This is a genomic window from uncultured Streptococcus sp., assembly GCF_963521255.1.
Taxonomy (GTDB): domain Bacteria; phylum Bacillota; class Bacilli; order Lactobacillales; family Streptococcaceae; genus Streptococcus.
This window is the reverse complement of record NZ_CAUQTU010000001.1, coordinates 286,598-309,533: the sequence shown is the minus strand read 5'-3', so window position 1 is coordinate 309,533 and position 22,936 is coordinate 286,598. Positions and strand designations below refer to the sequence as shown.

Sequence of the window (22,936 nt, the reverse complement as noted above, 5' to 3'; positions counted from 1 at the left end):
ACTTATTCTCCGAAAATTTCTTTTTGGAGGCGACGACCAGTAGGGGTGGCCGCAAGTCCGCCTTCAGCTGTTTCACGAAAGGCAGTTGGCATGCTTGCTCCAACTTGGTACATGGCATCGATAACTTCATCTACAGGGATTTTAGATTCGATCCCTGCCAGGGCCATGTCTGCTGCGATAAAGGCAAAGCTGGCTCCCATGGCATTGCGTTTGACACAAGGAACTTCGACCAAACCTGCAACAGGGTCACAGATAAGGCCCAGCATATTTTTAATGACAAAGGCAATGGCCTGACTGGCCTGATAAGGTGTCCCACCAGCAGCTAGAGTCAAGGCGGCGGCACTCATAGCAGAGGCAGAGCCGACTTCGGCCTGACAGCCACCCTCAGCACCTGAGATAGAGGCATTGTTTGCGATGACTAGTCCAAAGGCACCGGCAGCAAAGAGGAAATCCAGCTGCTGCTCGTGGCTGAGGTCTAATTTTTCAATAGCAGCAGTGAGAACGGAAGGCAGACAGCCAGCACTTCCTGCGGTCGGAGTGGCACAAACCAAGCCCATTTTGGCATTGTGTTCATTGACTGCGATAGCATTTCGGGCAGCAGAGAGAATTGTGTAATCTGACAGAGTTTTTCCGTTTTTGATGTAGTGATCCAATTTGGCAGCATCTCCACCTGTCAGGCCACTACGAGATTTATTTTCATTGAGGCCAAGTTGGACAGAGGCTTTCATGACTTCCAGATTGCGTTCCATGAGAAGGAGGACTTCTTCACGTTCGCGACCGGTCAATTCAAACTCTGTTGTAATCATGAGTTCTGCGACATTTCCTTGAAAGTCCAGCTCTGCTTGCTCGACCAATTCTTTGATAGAATAAAACATGCTTCCTCCTATTTAAAGAAATTGACATTGTGGAGATGAGGGATTTTTCGAATTTCTTCGATGGCCTCATCACAGTTGCGACTGTCAACTTCGATAATCATAATGGCTTTTTCACCAGCTTTTTCACGAGTAACATTCATCTGGGCGATATTAATACCATAGCGTGAAAGGGCCTCTGTTACGAGGGCAATCATACCTGGAATATCTTGATGAACGATGATGATAGTCGGTGTATTCATATTGAGAGAGACGGCAAAGCCATTGAGTTCGGTTACCTGAATATTTCCTCCACCGATAGAAATACCAGTCACACTGATGGTCTTGTGAGCATTTTTGACGGTAATTTTAGTGGTGTTTGGATGAGGAGCATTACTGTCTTTTTGAATGGTCCAGACAATCTTGATACCGCGCTTGTGGGCAATCTCCAGACTGTTTGGGATTTCAGGATCATCTGTATCCATGCCCAAAATACCTGCAACAAGGGCTAGGTCTGTTCCGTGACCACGATAGGTCTTGGCAAATGAGTTAAATAGTTGGAATTCGACTTCTGTCGGAGTATCGTCAAAAATGGAAGAGACAATCTTCCCAATACGAACAGCACCAGCGGTATGGCTACTAGATGGGCCAATCATAACTGGTCCGATGATATCAAAGACAGATTGAAAACGAAGTGATTTCATCAGTTTCCCCTTATAAAAATTCTTATCTCTATTATATCAAAGAATGAAGGTCTTGGCTTTAATTGTGGATGAAAACCTTTTTACACTACAAATAGCATAAAAAAGCATCTTTTGTAACAAAAAATAGCTTATTTAGGGAAATAAAAAATAATTTTGTAATATTTCTACATAAAAGTGTCAAGAAACGGTAATATTTAAAGGGTATCATAGAACTATAGAAAGAAGGAGAATTTTCAAATATGAAATCAACAACTAAAAAGATTAAAACAACTCTTGCAGGAGTAGCTGCCTTGTTTGCAGTATTTGCTCCATCATTTGTATCTGCTCAAGAATCATCAACTTACACTGTTAAAGAAGGTGACACACTTTCAGAAATCGCTGAAACTCACAACACAACTGTTGAGAAATTGGCAGAAAACAACCACATTGACAACGTCCATATGATTTATGTCGGTCAAGAGTTGGTTATCGATGGCCCTGTAGCGCCTGTCGCAACACCAGCACCAACTACTTATGCGGCACCAGCAGCTCAGGATGAAACTGTTTTAGCCCCAGCAGCAGAAACTAAAGAAGTAGCAGAAGAAACAGCTCCAGTGGCAAGCGCACCTGTAGCAGAAGAAACTGTTGCTACAACAGAAACTTCAGCGCCAGTACCAGCTGCAACTGTAAGCGGATCTGAAGCAGAAGCTAAAGAATGGATTGCTCAAAAAGAATCAGGTGGTAGCTACACAGCTACAAACGGCCAATACATCGGACGTTACCAATTGACAGATTCATACTTGAACGGTGACTACTCAGCTGCTAACCAAGAACGTGTAGCAGATGCCTACGTTGCAGGACGTTACGGTTCATGGTCAGCTGCTAAAAACTTCTGGCTTAACAATGGTTGGTATTAAGAAATAACGAACAGAATAATATGAAAAAGTCGAGGAAACCCCTCGACTTTTTATATTTCCTTTGGTTGAGAATAGGTCTCCACTTCTTTTTTGAGATGAGACAGCATAGAAGTTTCCTCGGTCAGCTCTAGAAGGGAGAACCCTTTTTGGATAAGTTTAGCATCATTCCTACAAATCCCAATACGGACATAGCAGATAGCAAGCATATCGTAGCTTTTCTTGTTCTTGGCATCCTCTAGTAAAGTATAGCAGATTTGTTGACACATGTTTTTGTCTTGATGGTATAAGTAAATGGTGGAAAGGTTGAGTAGGATTGTCATTCGCAAGTCATATAAATGTTGATAGTTTTTATAGACTTCTAAGCGTTGCAAGATTTTTTCAGTGATGAGATGGAGGTGTTCAATGGGAAAGCTGAAAAGGATGGTATTGAGGATTTTTAGGTCACTTTCATACCATGTATCTTGTTTTTCAATTTTTTCCCACAGCTTTTGGATAGTCTGTTTCACTTGGTCTGACAGTTGCTCTGTACCATGTTGACGAAGATGAATGACAACTTCAAGCATATCCCTGATTTCTTCTATAGGCAGGTCGTGGTGGGTCTTGAGATAGTCTTGGCATGTTTCAAAAAAATGAACTAGACTATTACTACCAATGATGGAAGTCATATTGAGATAAGTTTGCATGATTTCTGTTCGTTGGCTCGGTTGATAGAGATGGCAGATGTAGTCAAACTCTTCAAAACTCATATTCATTTGCCGGAGAAGAAATTCCATGTTTTCATATTTGGGAGTTGCCTTACCACTTTCAATCTTTGATAGGCTGGTTCTTGAAAGGACATTCCCACAGACCTCTTCTTGGGTTAAGCCTTTTGACTCGCGTATTTCTTTATAGACCTTTCCGAAATCATAACGCATGATTTTCTCCTTTTCGTGAAAAAAGTTAACAAACAATAAAATCCTATTAAAAATATTGTATCATAGTAAAATAAAAAGTAAAAAAGAAAGCTAAAATAAGTTTGGTGTAATTTTAAAATGGGCTTAACAGTACTATGATGTAGCTAGAAAAGGGGTGGAAAAATGTTTAAAAATAAGGAACTTTTTCGAGTAGTTATGATATTTGTGATAGGAATTATCCTAGTTTTAATGACACCCATCTTATTTAAAGTTGTTATGGAACTATTTTCAAAATAGATAGGCCTCTGCTTTAGGCGGAGTAGTGAATCAGGAGGTTAAGTGATGAACTACAATTTAAAATATATCTTATCAGGAATATTTATCATAGTCTTTATAGGCTTCCTAGTTTGGATGAGTTATTTTAATCAGAAGAAGGAAGCAGAGAATTCGAACGTGTCTTTTGAAGCGAGATTAGACAGTGAGGTCAAGACATTATATAAACAACTAGGATTGGGTGAGGAGCCTCACTATTTCTTAGCTTATCGCTACCTACATCCTTGGTTTAATTTGGCGATTTTACCTCCAACAGTTGAAATTTTCTTAACTAAAATAGCGCTGGTGATGGTGACCCCAGATGAATTGCTGATAAGAAATCTTGGGAATGGGATGACTTTCACAAGTGAGCACCATCGCGATTTGCGGCAAGGACTTATCCGCATTCCAAAATCAGAGATGAAAGAATTTGAGATTCGTAACTGGAAAAAAATTTTTGTATTGGGCGATTTTTTGACAATCAAAACAAGCCAACATAGCTATTATTTACAGGTTAGAGATGATGGACTTCAAGAAGGAAGTCTTTCTACCAAACACTTCTCAGACCTAAAGAGACAAGATTTTTTAGGATTATTGACAAATAAACGGACATTTTGATCGACAATTGCCTAAAAATCTAACCTCTAAACGTTCAAACATTCAAACATTCAAAAACCACACAGTATCCCTTTCAATTTGATTGTGTTCAAGATTGGAATGACAGTGTGGTTTTATTTAGAAGTTAGTTTTTCCTAATTATGATCCACGATGCTTATGTAGCCCAACAATGTCATCGAATCATTGAATTGGGAGAGGGGGAATGAGTTCGTTTAGCTCCTTTTGAATGACTGAATACTCATGTTTTCCAGAGAGAATAGCATAAATACGCCTAAGAATGACATTTTTATGTAGTATTTCTAGGTTTTTTTGTTTCAAATTGAAAATTTTTTCAATTTAGGCTTGACAAACGATGAGTATAGGAGTATTATTTATACAACTAAAAAGAATAAACATAAAGGAGGCTTTGTTATGAATAAGATGAAGAAGGTGTTGATGACGATGTTTGGTTTAGTGATGCTCCCCCTACTATTTGCTTGTAGTAACAATCAATCGGCTGGAATTGAAGCTATCAAGTCCAAAGGAAAATTGGTTGTAGCCCTTAATCCAGATTTTGCTCCATTTGAATACCAAAAAGTGGTTGATGGGAAAAATCAGATTGTGGGTTCAGATATCGAATTAGCCAAGGCTATCGCAACAGAACTAGGTGTCGAATTGGAACTATCACCCATGAGTTTTGACAATGTATTGGCTAGTGTTCAATCAGGAAAAGCTGACCTTGCCATATCTGGTGTTTCTAAGACAGATGAACGGAGCAAGGTGTTTGACTTTTCAATTCCTTACTATACTTCAAAAAATAAGCTTATTGTCAAAAAATCTGACTTGGCCACTTATCAGTCTGTAAACGACCTGGCGCAGAAGAAGGTCGGAGCGCAGAAAGGTTCGATTCAAGAAACGATGGCGAAAGATTTGCTACAAAATTCTTCCCTCGTATCTCTGCCTAAAAATGGGAATTTAATTACAGATTTAAAATCAGGACAAGTGGATGCAGTTATCTTTGAAGAACCTGTTGCCAAGGGATTTGTGGAAAATAATCCTGATTTAGCAATCGCAGAACTCAATTTTGAAAAAGAGCAAGATGATTCCTACGCGGTCGCTATGAAAAAAGATAGCAAGGAATTGAAAGAAGCAGTTGATAAAACTATTCAAAAGTTGAAGGAGTCTGGAGAATTAGACAAACTCATTGAGGATGCATTTAAAGCGTCCATTGAAAAATAGAAAGAAGGAAAAGAACATGAGTAAAGAAAAAGTAATTTTGGCCTATTCTGGCGGTTTAGACACATCAGTTGCTATTACCTGGCTGAAGAAAGACTATGATGTTGTTGCAGTTTGTATGGATGTGGGTGAAGGGAAAGACTTAGATTTCATCCATGATAAGGCTCTCAAGGTTGGGGCAGTCGAATCTTATGTCATTGATGTTAAGGATGAATTTGCTACAGATTATGTGCTAGTAGCTCTCCAGTCACATGCCTACTATGAACAAAAGTACCCCTTGGTATCTGCCTTGAGCCGCCCTCTTATTTCTAAAAAACTGGTTGAAATCGCGCATCAAACAGGAGCGACTACAATTGCTCATGGTTGTACCGGTAAGGGGAATGACCAAGTACGTTTTGAAGTATCCATTGCAGCCTTGGATCCCAATTTAAAAGTGATTGCTCCTGTTCGTGAATGGAAATGGTCTCGAGAGGAAGAGATTGATTTTGCTAAGGAAAATGGGGTGCCTGTTCCTGCTGACCTTGACAATCCTTACTCTGTTGACCAAAACCTTTGGGGACGTGCCAATGAGTGTGGTATTTTGGAAAATCCATGGAATCAGCCTCCAGAAGAAGCCTTTGGCATCACAACTTCTCCAGAGCAAGCTCCAGATATACCAGAATACATTGATATTGAGTTTAGTGAAGGTGTTCCAGTTTCCCTCAATGGAGAAGGGTTAAAATTGGCAGATTTGATTCAAAAACTCAATGAAATAGCTGGAAAACATGGAGTCGGACGGATTGACCACGTGGAAAATCGTTTGGTTGGGATTAAATCAAGAGAAATCTATGAGTGTCCAGGTGCAGTGACCTTGCTGACAGCTCATAAGGAAATTGAGGACTTGACGCTTGTGAGAGAAGTGGCTCATTTTAAACCAATTATAGAAAATGAATTATCAAATCTCATTTATAATGCTTTGTGGTTTAGTCCAGCTACACAAGCCTTGATTGCTTATATTAAAGAGACTCAAAAAGTTGTCAATGGGACTGCAAAAGTTAAACTCTATAAGGGGAGCGCTCAGGTCGTGGCTCGGAAATCACCAAATTCTCTTTACGATGAAAATTTGGCGACGTATACTAGTTCAGATACCTTTGACCAAGATGCGGCTGTTGGTTTTATTAAGTTATGGGGACTTCCAACCAAGGTTCATTCTGAGGTTCAAAAAAGCACCCAATAGGACGATTGGATAGAGAGGTGGATGTGATATGGCTAAGAATACAAAATTATGGGGTGGTCGCTTTGAAGGTACTGTTGAAGACTGGGTAGAGCGCTTTGGTGCGAGTATATCTTTTGACCAGAAATTAGCTAAATTTGATTTGATTGGTTCCTTAGCCCACGTTCAGATGTTGGGCCAGACGGGCATTTTGAGTTTGGAGGAGTCGGAAAAGATTCAAGCAGGCTTGAAAGAGCTTTTAGAAGAGCTAGAGGCAGGCCAACTTTACTTTGATATCGCAAACGAAGATATTCATATGAATATGGAAGTGTTGCTGACAGAAAAAATTGGTCCCCTTGCAGGGAAGTTACATACGGCTCGTTCTCGAAATGACCAAGTTGCGACAGATATGCACTTGTATCTCAAGGAACAACTAGACCATGTCCTAGATAAACTGACTCATCTCAAAGGTGTTTTATTAGACTTGGCGGAAAATCATGTGGAGACGATCATGCCGGGCTATACACATCTGCAACATGCCCAGCCTATTAGTTTTGCCCACCACCTGATGGCTTACTACAATATGTTTCAAAGAGACAGTGAACGTTTTGAATTTAACCAGAAGCATGCAGATCTATGCCCTCTAGGTGCGGCAGCTTTGGCAGGAACGACTTTCCCCATTGATCGCCAATTGTCTAGCGATTTGTTAGAGTTTAAGCAACCTTATACAAATTCTTTGGATGCTGTTAGTGACCGCGATTTTATCTTAGAATTTCTATCCAATGCCAGCATACTCATGATGCATATGAGCCGTTTTTGTGAAGAAATGATCAATTGGTGTAGCTTTGAGTACCAATTTATTACCTTGTCAGATACGTTTACAACAGGTTCCTCTATTATGCCCCAAAAGAAAAATCCAGATATGGCTGAGTTGATTCGAGGAAAGACTGGTCGAGTTTATGGGAATCTATTTGGACTGTTGACAGTCATGAAGTCCTTGCCCTTAGCTTATAATAAGGATTTGCAAGAGGATAAGGAAGGAATGTTTGACACGGTCGAAACGATTTTAAATTCCCTCGATGTATTAGCAGGTATGTTATCTAGCTTGCGGGTAAATAAGGAAAAAATGCAAGAGTCGACAGAGAAGGACTTTTCAAATGCGACTGAGTTGGCAGATTATTTGGCAGGGAAAGGCTTGCCATTTAGAGAAGCTCATGAGGTTGTGGGAAGATTAGTGCTAGACTCTATCAAGTCTGCTAAAAATATTCAAGATTGGAGTCTGGAGGAATTGCAAACCTATCATTCTCTCATTGCCAAGGATATTTATGTCTACTTGCAACCTAAAACTGCTGTTCAAAGACGAAATTCCTTGGGCGGTACAGGATTTGACCAAGTGAAATACCAGATTGCAGTTGCTAAGAAAGCGAATGAAGCTAAAAAGTGCTAGATTGATAGGTTCAGAATAAGAGGTTGGTCGATTGACAGCCTCTTTCTTGTCTTCTCCAACCAAGCATGTTATAATGAATACTGCTCAAGCGACCTTCAATCGTTAAGCACACACGACCTTCAATCGTGAACTAGTCATTTCGTTTATCTTTTATTACGTCGTTAACTCGAAATGAGATGCAAGCTTAGCTTGTCTGATTTATAACCTCAATCAGTCTCCCAGACTGATTGAGCGAACTCAAGTTATGCCTGCGACTCGTTGCCTAGTCCTAAAAGCAAACGAAAAGACTATACTCGAAGAAATTCTATTGAAAGTCATAGTAAATAGAATTTTGAGGGGTATAAATAAACGAATAGATGGGAGACTTACCATGAGTGATAACTCTAAAACACGTGTTGTCGTGGGGATGAGTGGTGGTGTTGATTCGTCGGTGACGGCTCTTCTTCTCAAGGAGCAGGGCTACGATGTGATTGGTATCTTCATGAAGAACTGGGATGACACAGATGAAAACGGCGTCTGTACGGCGACCGAAGATTACAAGGATGTGGCTGCGGTGGCAGACCAGATTGGCATTCCTTACTACTCTGTCAACTTTGAAAAAGAGTATTGGGACCGCGTTTTTGAGTATTTCCTAGCAGAATACCGTGCAGGGCGCACGCCAAATCCAGATGTTATGTGCAATAAGGAAATCAAGTTCAAGGCCTTTTTGGACTATGCTATGACTTTGGGGGCAGACTATGTAGCGACTGGCCATTATGCCCGAGTAGCGCGTGATGAGGATGGCATCGTTCACATGCTTCGTGGTGTGGACAATGGCAAGGACCAAACCTATTTCCTCAGCCAGCTTTCGCAAGAACAACTGCAAAAAACCATGTTCCCTCTGGGACATTTGGAAAAGCCTGAAGTTCGAAAACTAGCAGAAGAAGCAGGTCTGGCGACTGCTAAGAAGAAAGACTCGACAGGGATTTGCTTTATCGGAGAAAAGAACTTTAAAAATTTCCTCAGCAACTATCTGCCAGCTCAGCCTGGTCGTATGATGACAGTGGATGGTCGTGATATGGGTGAGCATGCTGGTCTGATGTATTATACGATTGGTCAGCGTGGCGGTCTCGGTATCGGTGGGCAACACGGTGGTGACAACGCGCCTTGGTTCGTTGTCGGAAAAGACCTAAGCCAAAATATCCTCTATGTCGGCCAAGGATTCTATCATGATTCGCTTATGTCAACCAGCCTAGAGGCTAGCCAAGTCCACTTTACTCGTGAGATGCCAGAGGAGTTTACGCTCGAATGTACGGCTAAATTCCGCTACCGTCAGCCTGACTCTAAGGTGACAGTGCATGTCAAAGGAGATAAGGCAGAGGTCATCTTTGCAGAACCGCAACGCGCGATTACACCAGGACAGGCAGTTGTCTTTTACGATGGCGAAGAGTGTCTAGGTGGCGGTTTGATTGACAATGCTTACCGCGATGGACAAGTTTGTCAGTACATTTAGATTGACAAATTTTCTCAATTTGCTACAATAATAAAAGCAATAGAAATGATGGTCAAAGCTCATGGATGTTGCAGGCTTTTTGTCCTGCACTTCTTTGGAGTTTTGACTGTTTTTGTGTCGTTTAGAGGAAAGGATAAAAATGACTCAGCAAGACTTTCGGACAAAAGTAGGAAATACGGTTTTTGGTGTTCGGGCGACAGCCTTGATTGTCCAAAATCGCAAGCTCCTAGTTACCAAAGATAAGGGCAAGTATTATACTATTGGCGGTGCGATTCAAGTCAATGAAAGCACGGAAGACGCGGTAGTCCGCGAAGTGAGGGAAGAACTGGGTGTCAAAGCTCAAGCTGGGCAGCTAGCTTTTGTAGTTGAAAATCGTTTTGAACAGGACGGTGTTTCCTATCACAACATTGAGTTTCATTATCTGGTAGACTTGCTTGAAGATGCCCCATTGACCATGCAGGAAGATGAGAAAAGGCAGCCCTGTGAATGGATTGACATAGACAAGCTTGAGGGTATCAATCTAGTTCCAGCCTTTTTAAAAACAGCCCTACCAACTTGGGACGGCCAACTAAGACACATTCATCTTGAGGAATAGGAGAGAAAAGGATGGTTAAGCTTATTGCCCATGTACTTGTTCATAGTGGTGATGATTATTTGCTCATTCAGCGTTCGGAAATTAAAAGAGGACAACCCAATGTTTATCCAACTTACTGGGATATTCCTGGTGGCGGGGTTGAAAAGGGTGAACTTCCGCGAGATGGAGCTCTTAGAGAATGTATTGAAGAAGCGGGAGTTAGGCTAGATAGCAGTTCGCTCAAACTTCTTCACGAAGATAGTCAACTGGATACCTCTAAGGATACCGTCTTTACTCGCTTAGTTTATAAAGCAGAGTGGGTTGGGGAGAAGCCAATTATCAGATTAGATCCTGAAGAGCATACGCACTTTAAATGGGTTACTATGGCTCAAGCTCTAGAGGAGGAGAAGTTAGTTCCTTATTTACGAGAAATTTTTGAAAGGTTAAGAAATGACTTATAATTTTACTGAAGAATACGATATTATTGTAATTGGTGCGGGACACGCTGGGGTTGAGGCTTCCTTAGCTGCCAGCCGTATGGGTTGCAAGGTCTTGCTTGCGACTATTAACATTGAAATGCTGGCTTTTATGCCTTGTAACCCCTCTATTGGTGGTTCTGCCAAGGGAATTGTCGTGCGTGAAGTTGATGCCCTCGGTGGCGAGATGGCCAAAACGATTGACAAGACTTACATCCAGATGAAGATGCTCAATACAGGGAAGGGTCCTGCCGTTCGTGCCCTTCGTGCACAGGCTGATAAGGAACTTTACTCTAAGGAAATGCGCAAGACAGTTGAAAATCAAGAGAATCTGACCCTTCGTCAAACCATGATTGATGAGATTTTGGTGGAAGATGGCAAGGTTGTCGGTGTCCGTACAGCGACCCATCAAGAGTATGCTGCCAAGGCTGTTATCGTGACGACAGGGACAGCCCTTCGTGGGGAAATTATCATCGGAGACCTCAAGTATTCGTCAGGTCCTAACCATAGCCTAGCTTCTATTAACCTTGCTGATAATCTCAAGGAACTGGGCCTCGAAATTGGTCGTTTCAAGACAGGAACCCCTCCACGTGTTAAGGCTTCTTCTATCAACTATGATGTGACAGAGATTCAGCCAGGAGACGAAGTGCCTAATCACTTCTCCTACACTTCACGTGATGAGGACTATGTCAAGGATCAAGTGCCATGCTGGTTGACCTACACCAATGGTACCAGCCATGAAATTATCCAAAATAACCTCCACCGTGCGCCTATGTTTACAGGTGTGGTCAAGGGAGTGGGACCTCGTTACTGCCCATCAATTGAGGACAAGATTGTGCGCTTTGCGGACAAGGAACGTCACCAACTCTTCCTTGAGCCAGAGGGACGCAATACTGAGGAAGTCTATGTTCAAGGTCTATCAACTAGTTTGCCTGAGGATGTCCAACGTGAGCTGGTTCATTCTATCAAAGGTTTGGAAAATGCTGAGATGATGCGAACTGGTTATGCCATTGAGTATGACATGGTCTTGCCTCATCAGTTGCGTGCGACTCTGGAAACCAAGAAAATCTCAGGACTTTTCACTGCTGGTCAGACAAATGGGACGTCAGGTTACGAAGAAGCTGCTGGGCAAGGGATTATCGCGGGCATCAACGCCGCTCTGAAAGTTCAAGGCAAGCCTGAGTTGATTTTGAAGCGTAGTGACGGTTATATCGGGGTCATGATTGATGACTTGGTGACTAAGGGAACTATTGAACCCTACCGTCTCTTGACCAGTCGTGCGGAATACCGTCTCATTCTCCGTCATGACAATGCCGATATGCGTTTGACTGAGATGGGACGTGAGATTGGACTTGTGGATGATGAACGCTGGTCTCGATTTGAAATCAAGAAAAATCAATTTGACAATGAGATGAAACGCCTAGACAGTATCAAACTTAAGCCAGTCAAGGAAACCAATGCCAAGGTTGAGGAAATGGGTTTCAAGCCTTTGACAGATGCAGTAACAGCCAAGGAATTCCTTCGCCGTCCAGAAGTTTCTTATCAAGATGTGGTGGCCTTCATCGGACCAGCTGCAGAGGACTTGGATGACAAGATTATCGAATTGATTGAAACAGAAATCAAGTACGAAGGCTATATTTCAAAAGCCATGGACCAGGTTGCCAAGATGAAACGTATGGAAGAAAAACGCATTCCAGCCAATATTGACTGGGATGACATTGACTCTATCGCGACAGAAGCTCGTCAGAAGTTCAAACTCATCAATCCAGAAACCATCGGCCAAGCCAGCCGTATTTCGGGAGTGAACCCGGCAGATATTTCTATTTTGATGGTGTATCTTGAAGGTAAAAATCGTAGTATTTCTAAAACTCTTCAAAAATCAAAATAATACGTCGTCGGCTTCGGCTCACCTAACTCAAGTTATGCTTTCGCCTAGCCTTCTAGTCTGATTTCGATTTTTATTGAGTTTTAATCTCAAAAGAAAGCATAGAGAAAAACAGCCCCGAAAAATCGGGGCTGTTTTCTTGCTTTATTCTTCATCTGGTGTGAGGATCATTGGGATGATAATCGGTTCACGTTCTGTATTTTCGTAGAGGAAGGGGCGAATAGCGTTGACAATGGCACCATTGACAGATTGTACGCTAGCATCCTTGTTTTTCAGTGCGATACGAATGGCATTGAAGAGGATACGCTGGCTTTGGCGAATCAAGTCACCCGATTCTCTCATGTAGACAAAGCCTCGGCTGAGGATGTCTGGACCAGATAGAATCATTTGAGACTTGAAGTCAACAGTTGCGACTGCTAGAACGACACCGTCTTCAGATAGATCACGACGATCTTTGAGGACAGCTGCGCCGATTTCACCGATACGATTCCCATCGACATAGATGTCTTGGGCATTGAAATGACCTGCGATACGAGCTGAGTCAGCAGTAAGGGCAAGCACATCACCATTGCTCATGATAAAGATATTGTCCTTCTCAACACCAGTATCCACCGCTAGTCCAGCGTGAACTTTTTGCATGCGGTATTCACCGTGGACAGGCATGAAGTATTTTGGCTTAATCAAGCGGAGCATAAGTTTTTGCTCTTGCTGGCCACCGTGTCCAGATGTATGGATATTGTTAACCTTACCGTGGATAACTTCGACACCAGCTTCTGAAATGATGTTGATTAGCTTGTTGACGCTAGTCGTATTTCCAGGGATTGGACTAGAAGAGAAGATAACTGTATCACCGGGTTGGAGTTGTACCTGACGGTGGGTTCCGTTGGCGATACGAGAGAGGGCTGCCATTGGCTCGCCCTGACTACCTGTACAGAGGATGAGAACCTCGCCTGCAGGGTAGTCTTTGATTTCATTTGGCTCGATAAAGGTTCCCTTAGGAGCCTTTATGTAGCCAAGCTCGATTCCGTTGACAATGGCCTTTTCCATAGAGCGACCAAAGACCGCAATCTTACGTCCAGTCTTAACAGCAGCTTCTGTTGCTTGCTGGAGACGGAAGATATTTGAGGCAAAGGATGCAAAGATGATACGTCCTTCAATGCCTTGGATAATCTTCATGATGGACTGGCCAACGACTTTTTCAGAGTTGGTAAAGGTTGGCACTTCCGCATTTGTTGAGTCAGACAGGAGACAGAGCACGCCTTCTTCACCAAGCGCAGCCATACGGTGCAAATCTGCTGGTTCACCAACTGGTGTTAAGTCAAACTTGAAGTCACCCGTACAGACAATTTTCCCTTGAGGAGTATGAATGACAATCCCCAAAGGTTCTGGAATAGAGTGAGTCGTTCTAAAGAAAGTTGCCTTGAGATTTTTAAAGGTCAACTCAGTGTTGTGGTTGATTTCGTAAAGTTTGGCGTTGCGCAAGAGGCCGTGTTCTTCGAGCTTCCCACGGATCAAAGCCAAGGCAAGTGGTCCAGCATAGATAGGGACATTTGCTTGCTTGAGCAGGAATGGAATCCCACCGATGTGGTCCTCGTGTCCGTGTGTGATCAAAACAGCCTTGACGCGGTCGATATTGTCTACTATGTAAGAGTAGTCAGGGATAACATAGTCGATACCAAGCAAGTCATCTTCTGGGAATTTAATCCCAGCATCGACGATGATAATCTCGTCTTGGTATTCAATTCCGTAAGTGTTTTTCCCGATTTCTCCCAGACCACCGATGGCAAAAACGCCGACTTCTTCAGGTTTAAGAGTATAGGCCATATTAGAACTCCGTAATTTCGAAGACGCCAGTTTCTTTTTCGTAATCTAGCAATTTGTCAGACAAGCGTTCGATATACTCGATATTGTACTCTGGGCGATTTTCTTCGACAAGTTGGCGAGCAGCGATACGGCCCTCAAGTTCTGAGCTGGCATCGATGTCTAGGTAAAGTGCGCGTGTAGTTTCACGACGTGGGCTATGTTCTTTTGTTTCTTGGTAAAAAACTTTGTAAATCATATAGTTCCTTTCTATTTACAGGTCAGCTTATTCCAAACTTTTAGCAGATATTTGCTTGATTTCATTCCATTTTGTGTCTAGATTGACCTTGATTCGTTACAATTATTTCAATTATAACATAAAATGAAAGATTAGTAAAAGACGGAAACGAGAAAGTCATATAAGCACTCAAAGGTAAGCGTTTGCAAAAATAAAGAAAATATGTTATCTTGATAATGGAAGTAAAATTTATCTCTTGTCATAATTTCATATAGTGTTTAAGTCAAGGAGGTTCCCTATGATTAGTTTGTTTGAATTTGCGATAGGAGTTCGTTTGCTAGCTTTTATCGTTTTTGTTGCTTGTGTTTATGGAGGGAATCTTCTGTTTGCCAAACTGGAACAACGACAAAGCAAGCTCTTGTGGAAAATTACCTTTGTGACTCTCTACTCGATCTTTCTTCTCCTTATAACCTATGTCGTTTGGTTTGTATTTTACTTTGGATTAAATGCTTAGATGCCCTGCTTATGCTGGGGCATTTTTGTTTGGGGATATAGAGATAGTAGATTTACGACACGAAAATTCCACCCCTTCTATCAAGATGAGGTGGTCTTTGCATTTTTCTAAAATGACATGACAATGGAATTTTCAGAGCTTATTAGTTTTATGTTAATAATTCTTCTGTTTAAAAATAGAGTTGAAGCATAAAAATAAAACAATACAAACAGATAAATCGAATGGTAAAGGGATAGTAGTAATGTTTAAATCATTGAGAATGCTTAGCAAACTGTAAGAGATGAAGACAATAAAATTCATCTTTCTAAAAATGTGTCTTTTATCTAGCATGACTTACCAAACTTTTTACGAAGATCCTTTCAATTTTCTTGTTCACTTTTATATTCGGAAAAGAAAAGGAAAAGTGAGCATTTTTTTGAATTTTATTTGCGAATTGTTTTTGGGCTAAATATAGGCATTTTTGTTTGGGGATAAAGAAAATTCCCATGTGCCAGCTTTTGTAGTATAATAGTAAGCAGACCAAAAGATAGGAATGTGTTATGAAAGTATTAGCTTTTGATACGTCCAGCAAGGCGCTTTCTCTCGCTATTTTAGAGGACAAGCAGGTTCTTGCCGAGACGACTATTAATATTAAGAAAAATCACAGTATTACCCTCATGCCAGCCATCGATTTTTTGATGGAGAGTTTGGACTGGACGCCCAAGGACTTGGACCGAATCGTGGTGGCAGAAGGACCAGGTAGCTACACAGGCTTGCGAATTGCGGTAGCAACTGCCAAGACTTTGGCTCATACTCTGAACATTGAGTTAGTTGGTATGTCTAGCCTCTTGGCTCTGGTGCCCTACCAACAAGAAGGCTTGTTTGTCCCCTTAATGGATGCGCGTCGCAACAATGTTTATGCAGGATTTTATGAAAATGCTAAACCTGTCATGTCAGAAGCTCACCTGCCTTTTGAGCGAGTGATTGAGCTAATCAAGGGTGCTAGTCAGGTAACCTTTGTCGGAGAAGTTGTCCCCTTTGTGGAGCAGATTCAAGAACACTTGCCAAGGACTAATTACAAAGAAACCTTGCCTAATGCAGCTAATCTTGCTCTTTGGGCTTGGGATAAGGAAGCAGAATCCTTGCACGACTTTGTGCCGAATTATCTCAAACGTGTTGAGGCTGAGGAAAACTGGCTTAAGAACCATACAGAGTCTGGTGAGTCTTACATTAAACGCCTATGATAGAGATTAAACGAATTCAACGGCAACCCGACTTGGCTCAAGCCATCTACGCTGTTATGATAGCTGTTTACTCAGTCAGTCCTTGGACGCTGGAACAAATCCAAGCAGACCTGTCCCAAGATCAGACTTGGTATGCTCTGGCTTATGATGGGGCAGAAGTGATTGGATTTCTAGCTGTGCAGGAGAATCTTTTTGAGGCAGAAGTCCTGCAAATCGCTGTTAAAGGAGCCTATCAAGGTCAGGGAATTGCGTCAGCCTTGTTTGCTCAATTGTCGACAGATAAGGAGATTTTCCTAGAAGTCAGAAAGTCAAATCAACGAGCGCAAGCATTTTACAAGAAAGAAAAGATGGCGGTCATCGCTGAGCGAAAGGCCTACTATCATGACCCAGTCGAGGACGCCATTATCATGAAGAGAGAAATAGATGAAGGATAGATATATTTTAGCATTTGAAACATCCTGTGATGAGACTAGTGTTGCCGTCTTGAAAAACGACGATGAGCTCTTGTCCAATGTCATTGCTAGTCAAATTGAGAGCCACAAACGTTTTGGGGGCGTAGTGCCTGAAGTAGCCAGTCGTCACCATGTCGAGGTCATTACAGCCTGTATCGAGGAAGCACTGGCAGAAGCAAGGATTACGGAAGAGGACGTGACAGCTGTTGCAGTTACCTATGGACCTGGCTTGGTTGGAGCCTTACTAGTTGGTTTGTCAGCTGCTAAGGCCTTTGCTTGGGCTCATGGACTTCCGCTGATCCCCGTGAATCACATGGCGGGCCATCTCATGGCAGCTCAGAGCGTGGAGCCTTTGGAGTTTCCCTTGCTAGCACTTTTAGTAAGTGGTGGACACACAGAGTTGGTTTATGTTTCGGAGGCTGGTGATTACAAGATTGTTGGGGAAACGCGAGATGACGCGGTTGGGGAGGCCTATGATAAGGTAGGCCGTGTCATGGGCTTGACCTATCCTGCAGGTCGTGAGATAGACGAGTTGGCTCATCAGGGGCAGGATATTTATGATTTTCCTCGTGCCATGATTAAGGAAGATAATCTGGAGTTCTCATTCTCAGGTTTGAAATCGGCCTTTATCAATCTTCACCACAATGCCGAGCAAAAGGGAGAAAGCTTGTCCACAGAGGACTTGTGTGCGTCCTTCCAAGCAGCTGTCTTGGATATTCTTATGGCAAAAACTAAGAATGCTTTGGAGAAATACCCTGTTAAAACTCTAGTTGTGGCAGGTGGTGTGGCAGCCAATAAAGGTCTCAGAGAACGCCTAGCAGCCGAAATTACAGATGTCAAGGTCATCATCCCTCCACTTCGCCTCTGCGGAGACAATGCAGGTATGATTGCCTATGCCAGCGTCAGCGAGTGGAACAAAGAAAATTTTGCAAGCTTGGATCTCAATGCCAAACCAAGTCTTGCTTTTGATACTATGGAATAAGGAGTCAGCTTAAGGCTGGCTTTTTTGCCCTCTTAAATGTCAGAATATTTTGACAAATAATTGTAAATAATGATATAATATATACAGAATAGGAGGTGGTCAGATGATTGAGAGAATGGAATTGGGAGAATTTTACAAGGAATTGCGCTTGGCGAGAAAGCTCAAGCAGTCAGATGTGGCTTGTGCTGGACTAACAGCTTCTCAGTTGTCCAAGTTTGAACTAGGGCAGTCTATGCTATCTGCGGACAAGCTGATCTTAGCCATCCAAGGAATCAATATGAATTTTGATGAGTTTGGGCACAAGCTCAACAACTATCAAGAATCCCCACATATGCGAATTGGTAGAAGGGTTGTGGATCGCTTTGCCCATCAAGATATCGCTGGCTTAGAGCAACTGTTGGAGGAAGTCGAGCAAGAACAGATAGCAGAGACCTATCGCCGTTTGAATGCTATTGTAATTAAAAACGCACTCCATTCCTTAAATAAGAGCTATCCGCTAACAGATGAGGATAGGGAGTTTCTGACCATCTATCTCTATGCTATTGAGTCTTGGACCTGGTTTGAACTCTATCTTTTTTGCAATACAATGCCTTTCTTGAGTAATCAAGATTTGATATTTTTATCAACCGCTTTAATTGAGAAATCTAGGGAATTTAAAGAGTTGGTACATAATCGATTGTATATGAAAAGTGGATTTCTGAATATTATATCAGAACTCATGGAGCGTAAACTTTTCTCTTATATCCCAATTTTTGAAGCTGAGCTAGAGAGCATGCTTCGTCCATACGATGTTTTTGAAAAAGTATTGTGGCAGTTTTTAAAGAAAATGAAGATTTTCCTTCAAACCAAAGGAAGCAATCAAAAAGAGATTGAAAGCTATCTCCAATCTCTGCAAGTATTAGAAAATCCACAATTGATAGCCCTTTTTGAATTACGTTTGCAGCAATACAAAGAACTTATCGATTAGTTAGAAATGGGAAAAAGATAATAATCTCAGCAACGATTGTCAATAATGTTAAAATTTGTTTCTTCATAGTTGCTCCACTCCTTAATTAGTAATAACTTTATTATACCAGTGAAATAATCAAATCTGCTAAAATCGCAAATCTGAAATTTCTATAAGAAAAAATATCAAATATGCGATTTTCTAAAATAAGCCAATTTCTGTGTTATACTGTCCTTGTAAAACATTTAAAGCAAATCCTAGGTCGCAGAAGTGGTTTATAAATGGAGAAAGATTTTCCTATAATCAAAGTTCAAACTAGCAATTGATATTAGGAAATGATGGTTTATATTTATGTCATATTACTTATTGGGAAGGAGTAACTAACTATGAAAGCTAAATTTATACTAAAAACGGGAATTATCCTAACTAGCTTTGTTTTCTTAAATACAGTAGCATTGAACACAACAACTGTGTTTGCTAATAGTCCTTCTGTCGAAGAAGCAGAATCCAGTGCTCGAATTCAAGATAGAACTGTTGTCCTAACTTATGATTCCGTGGATGACTCAGATAACTATTGGGTTTATAAATACAGAGCAGCACCTTACGATTTTTACTATAACACAAAAACTAATAAATGGAAGACTGTACAATATATTTCTACTTGGGAACATACTACAAATGTTATAGTAGATGGTTGGGGGCAATACGGTCCTTGGCGTCCTAGATAAAATGAGGTAAACGATGGAAAAGCAAAGTCAGTTACAAATTCTAATTCATTCCCTGTACAATAATAAAGAAATTAGCTTGACGGAAGAATTTAGGAAGCAATTGCTAGAAACAGCGAAACAGTTCTCTAGTACTAGTGAAGATTTGTTAGCTGTACGTCTCTCATTTGCCGTCTCTAAAGAATTGTTGGGCTTTAAAGGTGAACCACCGACAGAGTTATTAGATTTAGCAAAATTTGTACAAAAGAAAGAAGCTAAATACAAGCAGGGAATAGTGTGGTCTGGTATTTTTAAGATATGATTTATTATAAAATACGGTATTAACGGTTATATAATGCATGAATCTAAAATGAAAAAGAATATAAGCAAGGCTTGAATCTCAATGCCAAACCAAGTCTCGCTTTTGATACTATGGAATAAAATGGAGTCTGTCTGATTACAATCAGCAGACTTTTTTCTCTTTCCTGAATGTGTTATAATAGTCCATGCTGTGGCTGGAACTGATTCAGCCCATTTATTAAGATAATATGAGGAGAAAGATGAAAGAAAAAGGATTTTGGGAGGGGGCGCAGGCAGCTATGCCAACGGCCCTTGGTTATGTCAGTATAGGCCTGGCCTGTGGGATTATTGGTGCGCCCTATGTGACACCTGTTGAGATGGGCTTGATGAGCCTCTTTGTTTATGCTGGGAGTGCCCAGTTTGCCATGCTGGCACTAATTGCGGTTCAAGCACCTGTGGCAGCTATTGCTATGACGGTTTTTTTGATTAATTTGCGTCTCTTTTTGTTGAGTTTGCATGCGTCAACCTATTTCCGTCATACTAATCTCTGGCACAATATCGGTATGTCTAGTATCTTGACGGATGAGACTTATGGTGTTTTGATGGGTGAATTGGCCCATGCAGACAAGGTCAATCCTATGTGGATGCACGGAAACAATCTTAACAGCTATGTGGCCTGGTTTGTGGGAACAGTAGTCGGAACGGCTCTGGGTGGCCTGCTGCCAAATCCAGAAATCTTTGGTTTAGATTTTGCCCTAGTTGGGATGTTCATCGGCATTTTTGCTTCGCAATTCCAGATTATGCAAAGACGGATTCCTGTCCGCAATCTGCTCATTATCCTAGCAGTTGTTGCGGTGTCCTTCTTTTTACTCTTGACAGTGGTGTCTCAGTCACTAGCTGTTCTGTTTGCGACGCTACTTGGTTGTACAATGGGGGTGGTTTTAGATGGTCAGTAAGTATCTTTTACTAGCAGTTATTTTCTCTGGTCTTGTGACTTGGATTCCCCGTATGATTCCCTTCATCTTGGTTAAGTATAAGGGCTTGCCTGCGATTGTTGAACGTTTTTTGAAGTTCTTGCCCGTTTCTATTATCTTTGCCTTGATTCTTTCAAGTGTAGTGACAGGCAAGGTTGGCAGTCTTCCTCAAATCAAATGGCTAGACTTCTTGGCAGTCTTTCCAACAGCTTGGGTAGCCTTTCGCTATCGTAATCTAGTCGGAACAGTTCTCTTTGGAGTGGTCTTGATTGCCGTCCTGCGTTTACTATTTTAAATGAGCCATAAAGAAAATTTATCACAGAGATAGATATCATATAATGGCGCAAATGGTCTTTTTCTGTTAAGATTATAAGGTATTCTATTTTGGAGGAAATGAAATGAAAAAAATCGTTAAATACTCATCTCTTGCTGCTCTAGGGCTTGTTGCTGCAGGTGTACTAGCAGCTTGCTCAGGTGGTGCTAAGAAAGAAGAAGCAGCTAGCAAGAAAGAAATTATCGTTGCAACCAATGCTTCACCAAAACCATTCAACTATGAAGAAAATGGTGAATTGACTGGTTACGAAATTGAAGTGGTTCGCGCTATCTTTAAAGACTCTGATAAGTATGATGTCAAGTTTGAGAAGACAGAGTGGTCAGGAGTCTTTGCAGGACTTGATGCTGACCGTTACCAAATGGCCGTTAACAACATCAGCTACACTAAAGAACGTGCTGAAAAATACCTTTACGCAGCCCCAACTGCTAAAAACCCTAACGTTCTTGTAGTGAAGAAGGACGACTCTAGCATCAAATCACTTGATGATATCGGTGGAAAATCAACAGAAGTTGTTCAAGGGACAACATCTGCTAAACAGTTAGAAGACTACAACAAACAACATTCAGATAATCCAACTGTCCTTAACTACACTAGAGCAGACTTCCAACAAATCATGGGACGCTTGAGCGATGGTCAGTTTGACTACAAGATTTTTGATAAAATCGGTGTTGAAACAGTCATCAAGAACCAAGGATTGGACAACTTGAAAGTTATCGAACTTCCAAGTGACCAACAACCTTACGTTTACCCACTTCTTGCCAAAGGTCAAGATGAGTTGAAAACATTTGTGGACAAACGCATCCAAGAACTCTACAAAGACGGAACTCTTGAAAAACTGTCTAAACAATTCTTCGGCGATACTTATCTACCAGCAGAAGCAGATATTAAATAATTTCTTGAAATCATCCATTCTGAGTAAAGTGGGTGATTTCTCAGTTTTTAGGGATATAGTTTTAAACTATATATCTGACTATCTAATAACAATTTGTGAAATCAAACAAATTGTGAGATACTAGTACGGTATTATTTTTAAGGAGAAAGAATCATGAAAATTAAAAAATGGCTTGGTGTAGCAGCCCTTGCTACAGTCGCAGGTTTGGCTCTTGCAGCTTGCGGAAACTCAGAAAAGAAAGCAGACAATGCAACAACTATCAAAATCGCAACAGTGAACCGTAGCGGTTCTGAAGAAGCTCGTTGGGATAAAGTCCAAGAATTAGTTAAAAAAGACGGTATTACTTTGGAATTTACAGAGTTCACAGACTACTCACAACCAAACAAGGCAACTGCTGATGGCGAAGTAGATTTGAACGCTTTCCAACACTATAACTTCTTGAACAACTGGAACAAAGAAAACGGAAAAGACCTTGTAGCGATTGCAGATACTTACATCTCTCCAATCCGTCTTTACTCAGGTTTGAACGGAAGTGACAACAAGTACACTAAAGTAGAAGACATCCCAGCAAACGGAGAAATCTCTGTACCGAATGACGCTACAAACGAAAGCCGTGCGCTTTACTTGCTCCAATCAGCTGGCTTGATTAAATTGGATGTTTCTGGAACTGCTCTTGCAACAGTTGCTAACATCAAAGAAAATCCAAAGAACTTGAAAATCACTGAATTGGATGCTAGCCAAACAGCTCGTTCATTGTCATCAGTTGATGCTGCCGTTGTAAACAATACCTTCGTTACAGAAGCAAAATTGGACTACAAGAAAGCACTTTTCAAAGAACAAGCTGATGAAAATTCAAAACAATGGTACAACATCATCGTTGCGAAAAAAGATTGGGAATCATCACCTAAGGCTGATGCTATCAAGAAAGTTGTTGCAGCTTACCATACAGATGAAGTGAAAAAAGTTATCGAAGAAACATCAGACGGTTTGGATCAACCAGTTTGGTAATAAGAAACAGGGAG

General features: G+C 41.3%; 25 protein-coding genes. 20 read left to right on the top strand and 5 right to left on the bottom strand.

The annotated features are described in order from the left end of the window. Positions 1-2: 2 nt before the first annotated feature. Together sdaAA and sdaAB are read right to left on the bottom strand one after the other, a co-directional pair. Positions 3-875, bottom strand: a complete 873-nt coding sequence (gene sdaAA, locus RWP09_RS01525) for an L-serine ammonia-lyase, iron-sulfur-dependent, subunit alpha (protein WP_000500052.1) — start codon at positions 873-875, stop codon at positions 3-5. A gap of 8 nt (positions 876-883) precedes the next feature. Beyond that, complete coding sequence (gene sdaAB / locus RWP09_RS01520; protein WP_000838912.1) at positions 884-1,555, bottom strand: L-serine ammonia-lyase, iron-sulfur-dependent subunit beta; 672 nt, start codon at positions 1,553-1,555, stop codon at positions 884-886. Positions 1,556-1,794: 239 nt separating this feature from the next. On the opposite strand from sdaAB, the gene RWP09_RS01515 reads away from it, so the two are divergent. Beyond that, on the top strand, positions 1,795-2,451 hold the full coding sequence (locus RWP09_RS01515) for a LysM peptidoglycan-binding domain-containing protein (protein ID WP_314433220.1): 657 nt from the start codon (positions 1,795-1,797) through the stop codon (positions 2,449-2,451). A 50-nt stretch (positions 2,452-2,501) separates the two neighbouring features. On the opposite strand, the gene RWP09_RS01510 is transcribed toward RWP09_RS01515, so the two are convergent. Further along, positions 2,502-3,365 (bottom strand): helix-turn-helix transcriptional regulator, encoded by an 864-nt coding sequence (locus RWP09_RS01510; protein WP_314433219.1) that lies wholly within the window; start codon positions 3,363-3,365, stop codon positions 2,502-2,504. 321 nt (positions 3,366-3,686) lie between these two features. Here RWP09_RS01510 and RWP09_RS01505 point away from each other — a divergent pair, with 321 nt between their 5' ends. The 8 genes from RWP09_RS01505 to mnmG all read left to right on the top strand — a co-directional run bounded on the left by RWP09_RS01505 (position 3,687) and on the right by mnmG (position 12,558). After that, on the top strand, positions 3,687-4,274 hold the full coding sequence (locus tag RWP09_RS01505) for a hypothetical protein (RefSeq protein ID WP_314433217.1): 588 nt from the start codon (positions 3,687-3,689) through the stop codon (positions 4,272-4,274). 411 nt (positions 4,275-4,685) lie between these two features. Next, positions 4,686-5,492: an ABC transporter substrate-binding protein gene (locus RWP09_RS01500; RefSeq protein WP_261033904.1), complete on the top strand. Its 807-nt coding sequence runs from the start codon at positions 4,686-4,688 to the stop codon at positions 5,490-5,492. Positions 5,493-5,508: 16 nt separating this feature from the next. Then, positions 5,509-6,705: an argininosuccinate synthase gene (locus RWP09_RS01495; RefSeq protein ID WP_314433213.1), complete on the top strand. Its 1,197-nt coding sequence runs from the start codon at positions 5,509-5,511 to the stop codon at positions 6,703-6,705. A gap of 28 nt (positions 6,706-6,733) precedes the next feature. Continuing rightward, the gene (argH, locus tag RWP09_RS01490; RefSeq protein WP_314433211.1) at positions 6,734-8,128 is read left to right on the top strand and encodes an argininosuccinate lyase; all 1,395 of its coding nucleotides are present in this window, start codon (positions 6,734-6,736) and stop codon (positions 8,126-8,128) included. Between the two features lie 370 nt (positions 8,129-8,498). Then, positions 8,499-9,620: a tRNA 2-thiouridine(34) synthase MnmA gene (gene mnmA / locus RWP09_RS01485; RefSeq protein ID WP_268711632.1), complete on the top strand. Its 1,122-nt coding sequence runs from the start codon at positions 8,499-8,501 to the stop codon at positions 9,618-9,620. Between the two features lie 139 nt (positions 9,621-9,759). Continuing rightward, positions 9,760-10,215 carry an NUDIX hydrolase gene (locus tag RWP09_RS01480; RefSeq protein ID WP_314433206.1) on the top strand — a complete coding sequence of 152 codons (456 nt, stop codon included), beginning with the start codon at positions 9,760-9,762 and terminating at the stop codon, positions 10,213-10,215. A gap of 11 nt (positions 10,216-10,226) precedes the next feature. Beyond that, a complete protein-coding gene (locus RWP09_RS01475; RefSeq protein ID WP_125420486.1) occupies positions 10,227-10,655 on the top strand; it encodes an NUDIX hydrolase in 429 nt (142 codons plus the stop codon). Continuing rightward, on the top strand, positions 10,645-12,558 hold the full coding sequence (gene mnmG / locus RWP09_RS01470; RefSeq protein WP_314433202.1) for a tRNA uridine-5-carboxymethylaminomethyl(34) synthesis enzyme MnmG: 1,914 nt from the start codon (positions 10,645-10,647) through the stop codon (positions 12,556-12,558). The genes RWP09_RS01475 and mnmG overlap by 11 nt, the downstream gene beginning before the upstream one ends. A gap of 141 nt (positions 12,559-12,699) precedes the next feature. On the opposite strand, the gene rnjA is transcribed toward mnmG, so the two are convergent. After that, positions 12,700-14,379: a ribonuclease J1 gene (gene rnjA / locus RWP09_RS01465; protein ID WP_049509919.1), complete on the bottom strand. Its 1,680-nt coding sequence runs from the start codon at positions 14,377-14,379 to the stop codon at positions 12,700-12,702. Position 14,380: 1 nt separating this feature from the next. Continuing rightward, positions 14,381-14,614, bottom strand: a complete 234-nt coding sequence (locus RWP09_RS01460; protein ID WP_314433198.1) for a DNA-dependent RNA polymerase subunit epsilon — start codon at positions 14,612-14,614, stop codon at positions 14,381-14,383. A 277-nt stretch (positions 14,615-14,891) separates the two neighbouring features. Between RWP09_RS01460 and RWP09_RS01455 the strand changes: the two genes are divergently transcribed. The 11 genes from RWP09_RS01455 to RWP09_RS01405 all read left to right on the top strand — a co-directional run bounded on the left by RWP09_RS01455 (position 14,892) and on the right by RWP09_RS01405 (position 22,922). After that, positions 14,892-15,107, top strand: a complete 216-nt coding sequence (locus RWP09_RS01455; RefSeq protein WP_314433196.1) for a hypothetical protein — start codon at positions 14,892-14,894, stop codon at positions 15,105-15,107. A gap of 539 nt (positions 15,108-15,646) precedes the next feature. Continuing rightward, complete coding sequence (gene tsaB, locus RWP09_RS01450) at positions 15,647-16,330, top strand: tRNA (adenosine(37)-N6)-threonylcarbamoyltransferase complex dimerization subunit type 1 TsaB (RefSeq protein WP_314433194.1); 684 nt, start codon at positions 15,647-15,649, stop codon at positions 16,328-16,330. Beyond that, positions 16,327-16,764, top strand: a complete 438-nt coding sequence (gene rimI, locus RWP09_RS01445) for a ribosomal protein S18-alanine N-acetyltransferase (protein ID WP_314433192.1) — start codon at positions 16,327-16,329, stop codon at positions 16,762-16,764. Before tsaB ends, rimI begins: the two co-directional genes overlap by 4 nt. After that, on the top strand, positions 16,754-17,764 hold the full coding sequence (gene tsaD, locus RWP09_RS01440) for a tRNA (adenosine(37)-N6)-threonylcarbamoyltransferase complex transferase subunit TsaD (protein WP_314433190.1): 1,011 nt from the start codon (positions 16,754-16,756) through the stop codon (positions 17,762-17,764). Before rimI ends, tsaD begins: the two co-directional genes overlap by 11 nt. Positions 17,765-17,867: 103 nt before the next feature. Then, entirely contained in the window at positions 17,868-18,731 is an 864-nt protein-coding gene (locus RWP09_RS01435) for a MutR family transcriptional regulator (protein ID WP_314433188.1), read from the top strand. Between the two features lie 365 nt (positions 18,732-19,096). Then, positions 19,097-19,438 (top strand): hypothetical protein, encoded by a 342-nt coding sequence (locus RWP09_RS01430; RefSeq protein WP_314433186.1) that lies wholly within the window; start codon positions 19,097-19,099, stop codon positions 19,436-19,438. Between the two features lie 13 nt (positions 19,439-19,451). Next, positions 19,452-19,736, top strand: coding sequence for a hypothetical protein (locus RWP09_RS01425; protein ID WP_314433184.1), 285 nt, complete (start codon positions 19,452-19,454; stop codon positions 19,734-19,736). Between the two features lie 238 nt (positions 19,737-19,974). Beyond that, complete coding sequence (locus RWP09_RS01420; RefSeq protein ID WP_314433182.1) at positions 19,975-20,670, top strand: AzlC family ABC transporter permease; 696 nt, start codon at positions 19,975-19,977, stop codon at positions 20,668-20,670. Next, entirely contained in the window at positions 20,660-20,983 is a 324-nt protein-coding gene (locus RWP09_RS01415) for an AzlD domain-containing protein (RefSeq protein WP_023945155.1), read from the top strand. The genes RWP09_RS01420 and RWP09_RS01415 overlap by 11 nt, the downstream gene beginning before the upstream one ends. A 103-nt stretch (positions 20,984-21,086) precedes the next feature. Beyond that, complete coding sequence (locus RWP09_RS01410; RefSeq protein ID WP_140223828.1) at positions 21,087-21,914, top strand: amino acid ABC transporter substrate-binding protein; 828 nt, start codon at positions 21,087-21,089, stop codon at positions 21,912-21,914. Positions 21,915-22,067: 153 nt separating this feature from the next. After that, complete coding sequence (locus RWP09_RS01405; protein ID WP_314433178.1) at positions 22,068-22,922, top strand: MetQ/NlpA family ABC transporter substrate-binding protein; 855 nt, start codon at positions 22,068-22,070, stop codon at positions 22,920-22,922. The last annotated feature ends 14 nt before the right edge of the window (positions 22,923-22,936 follow it).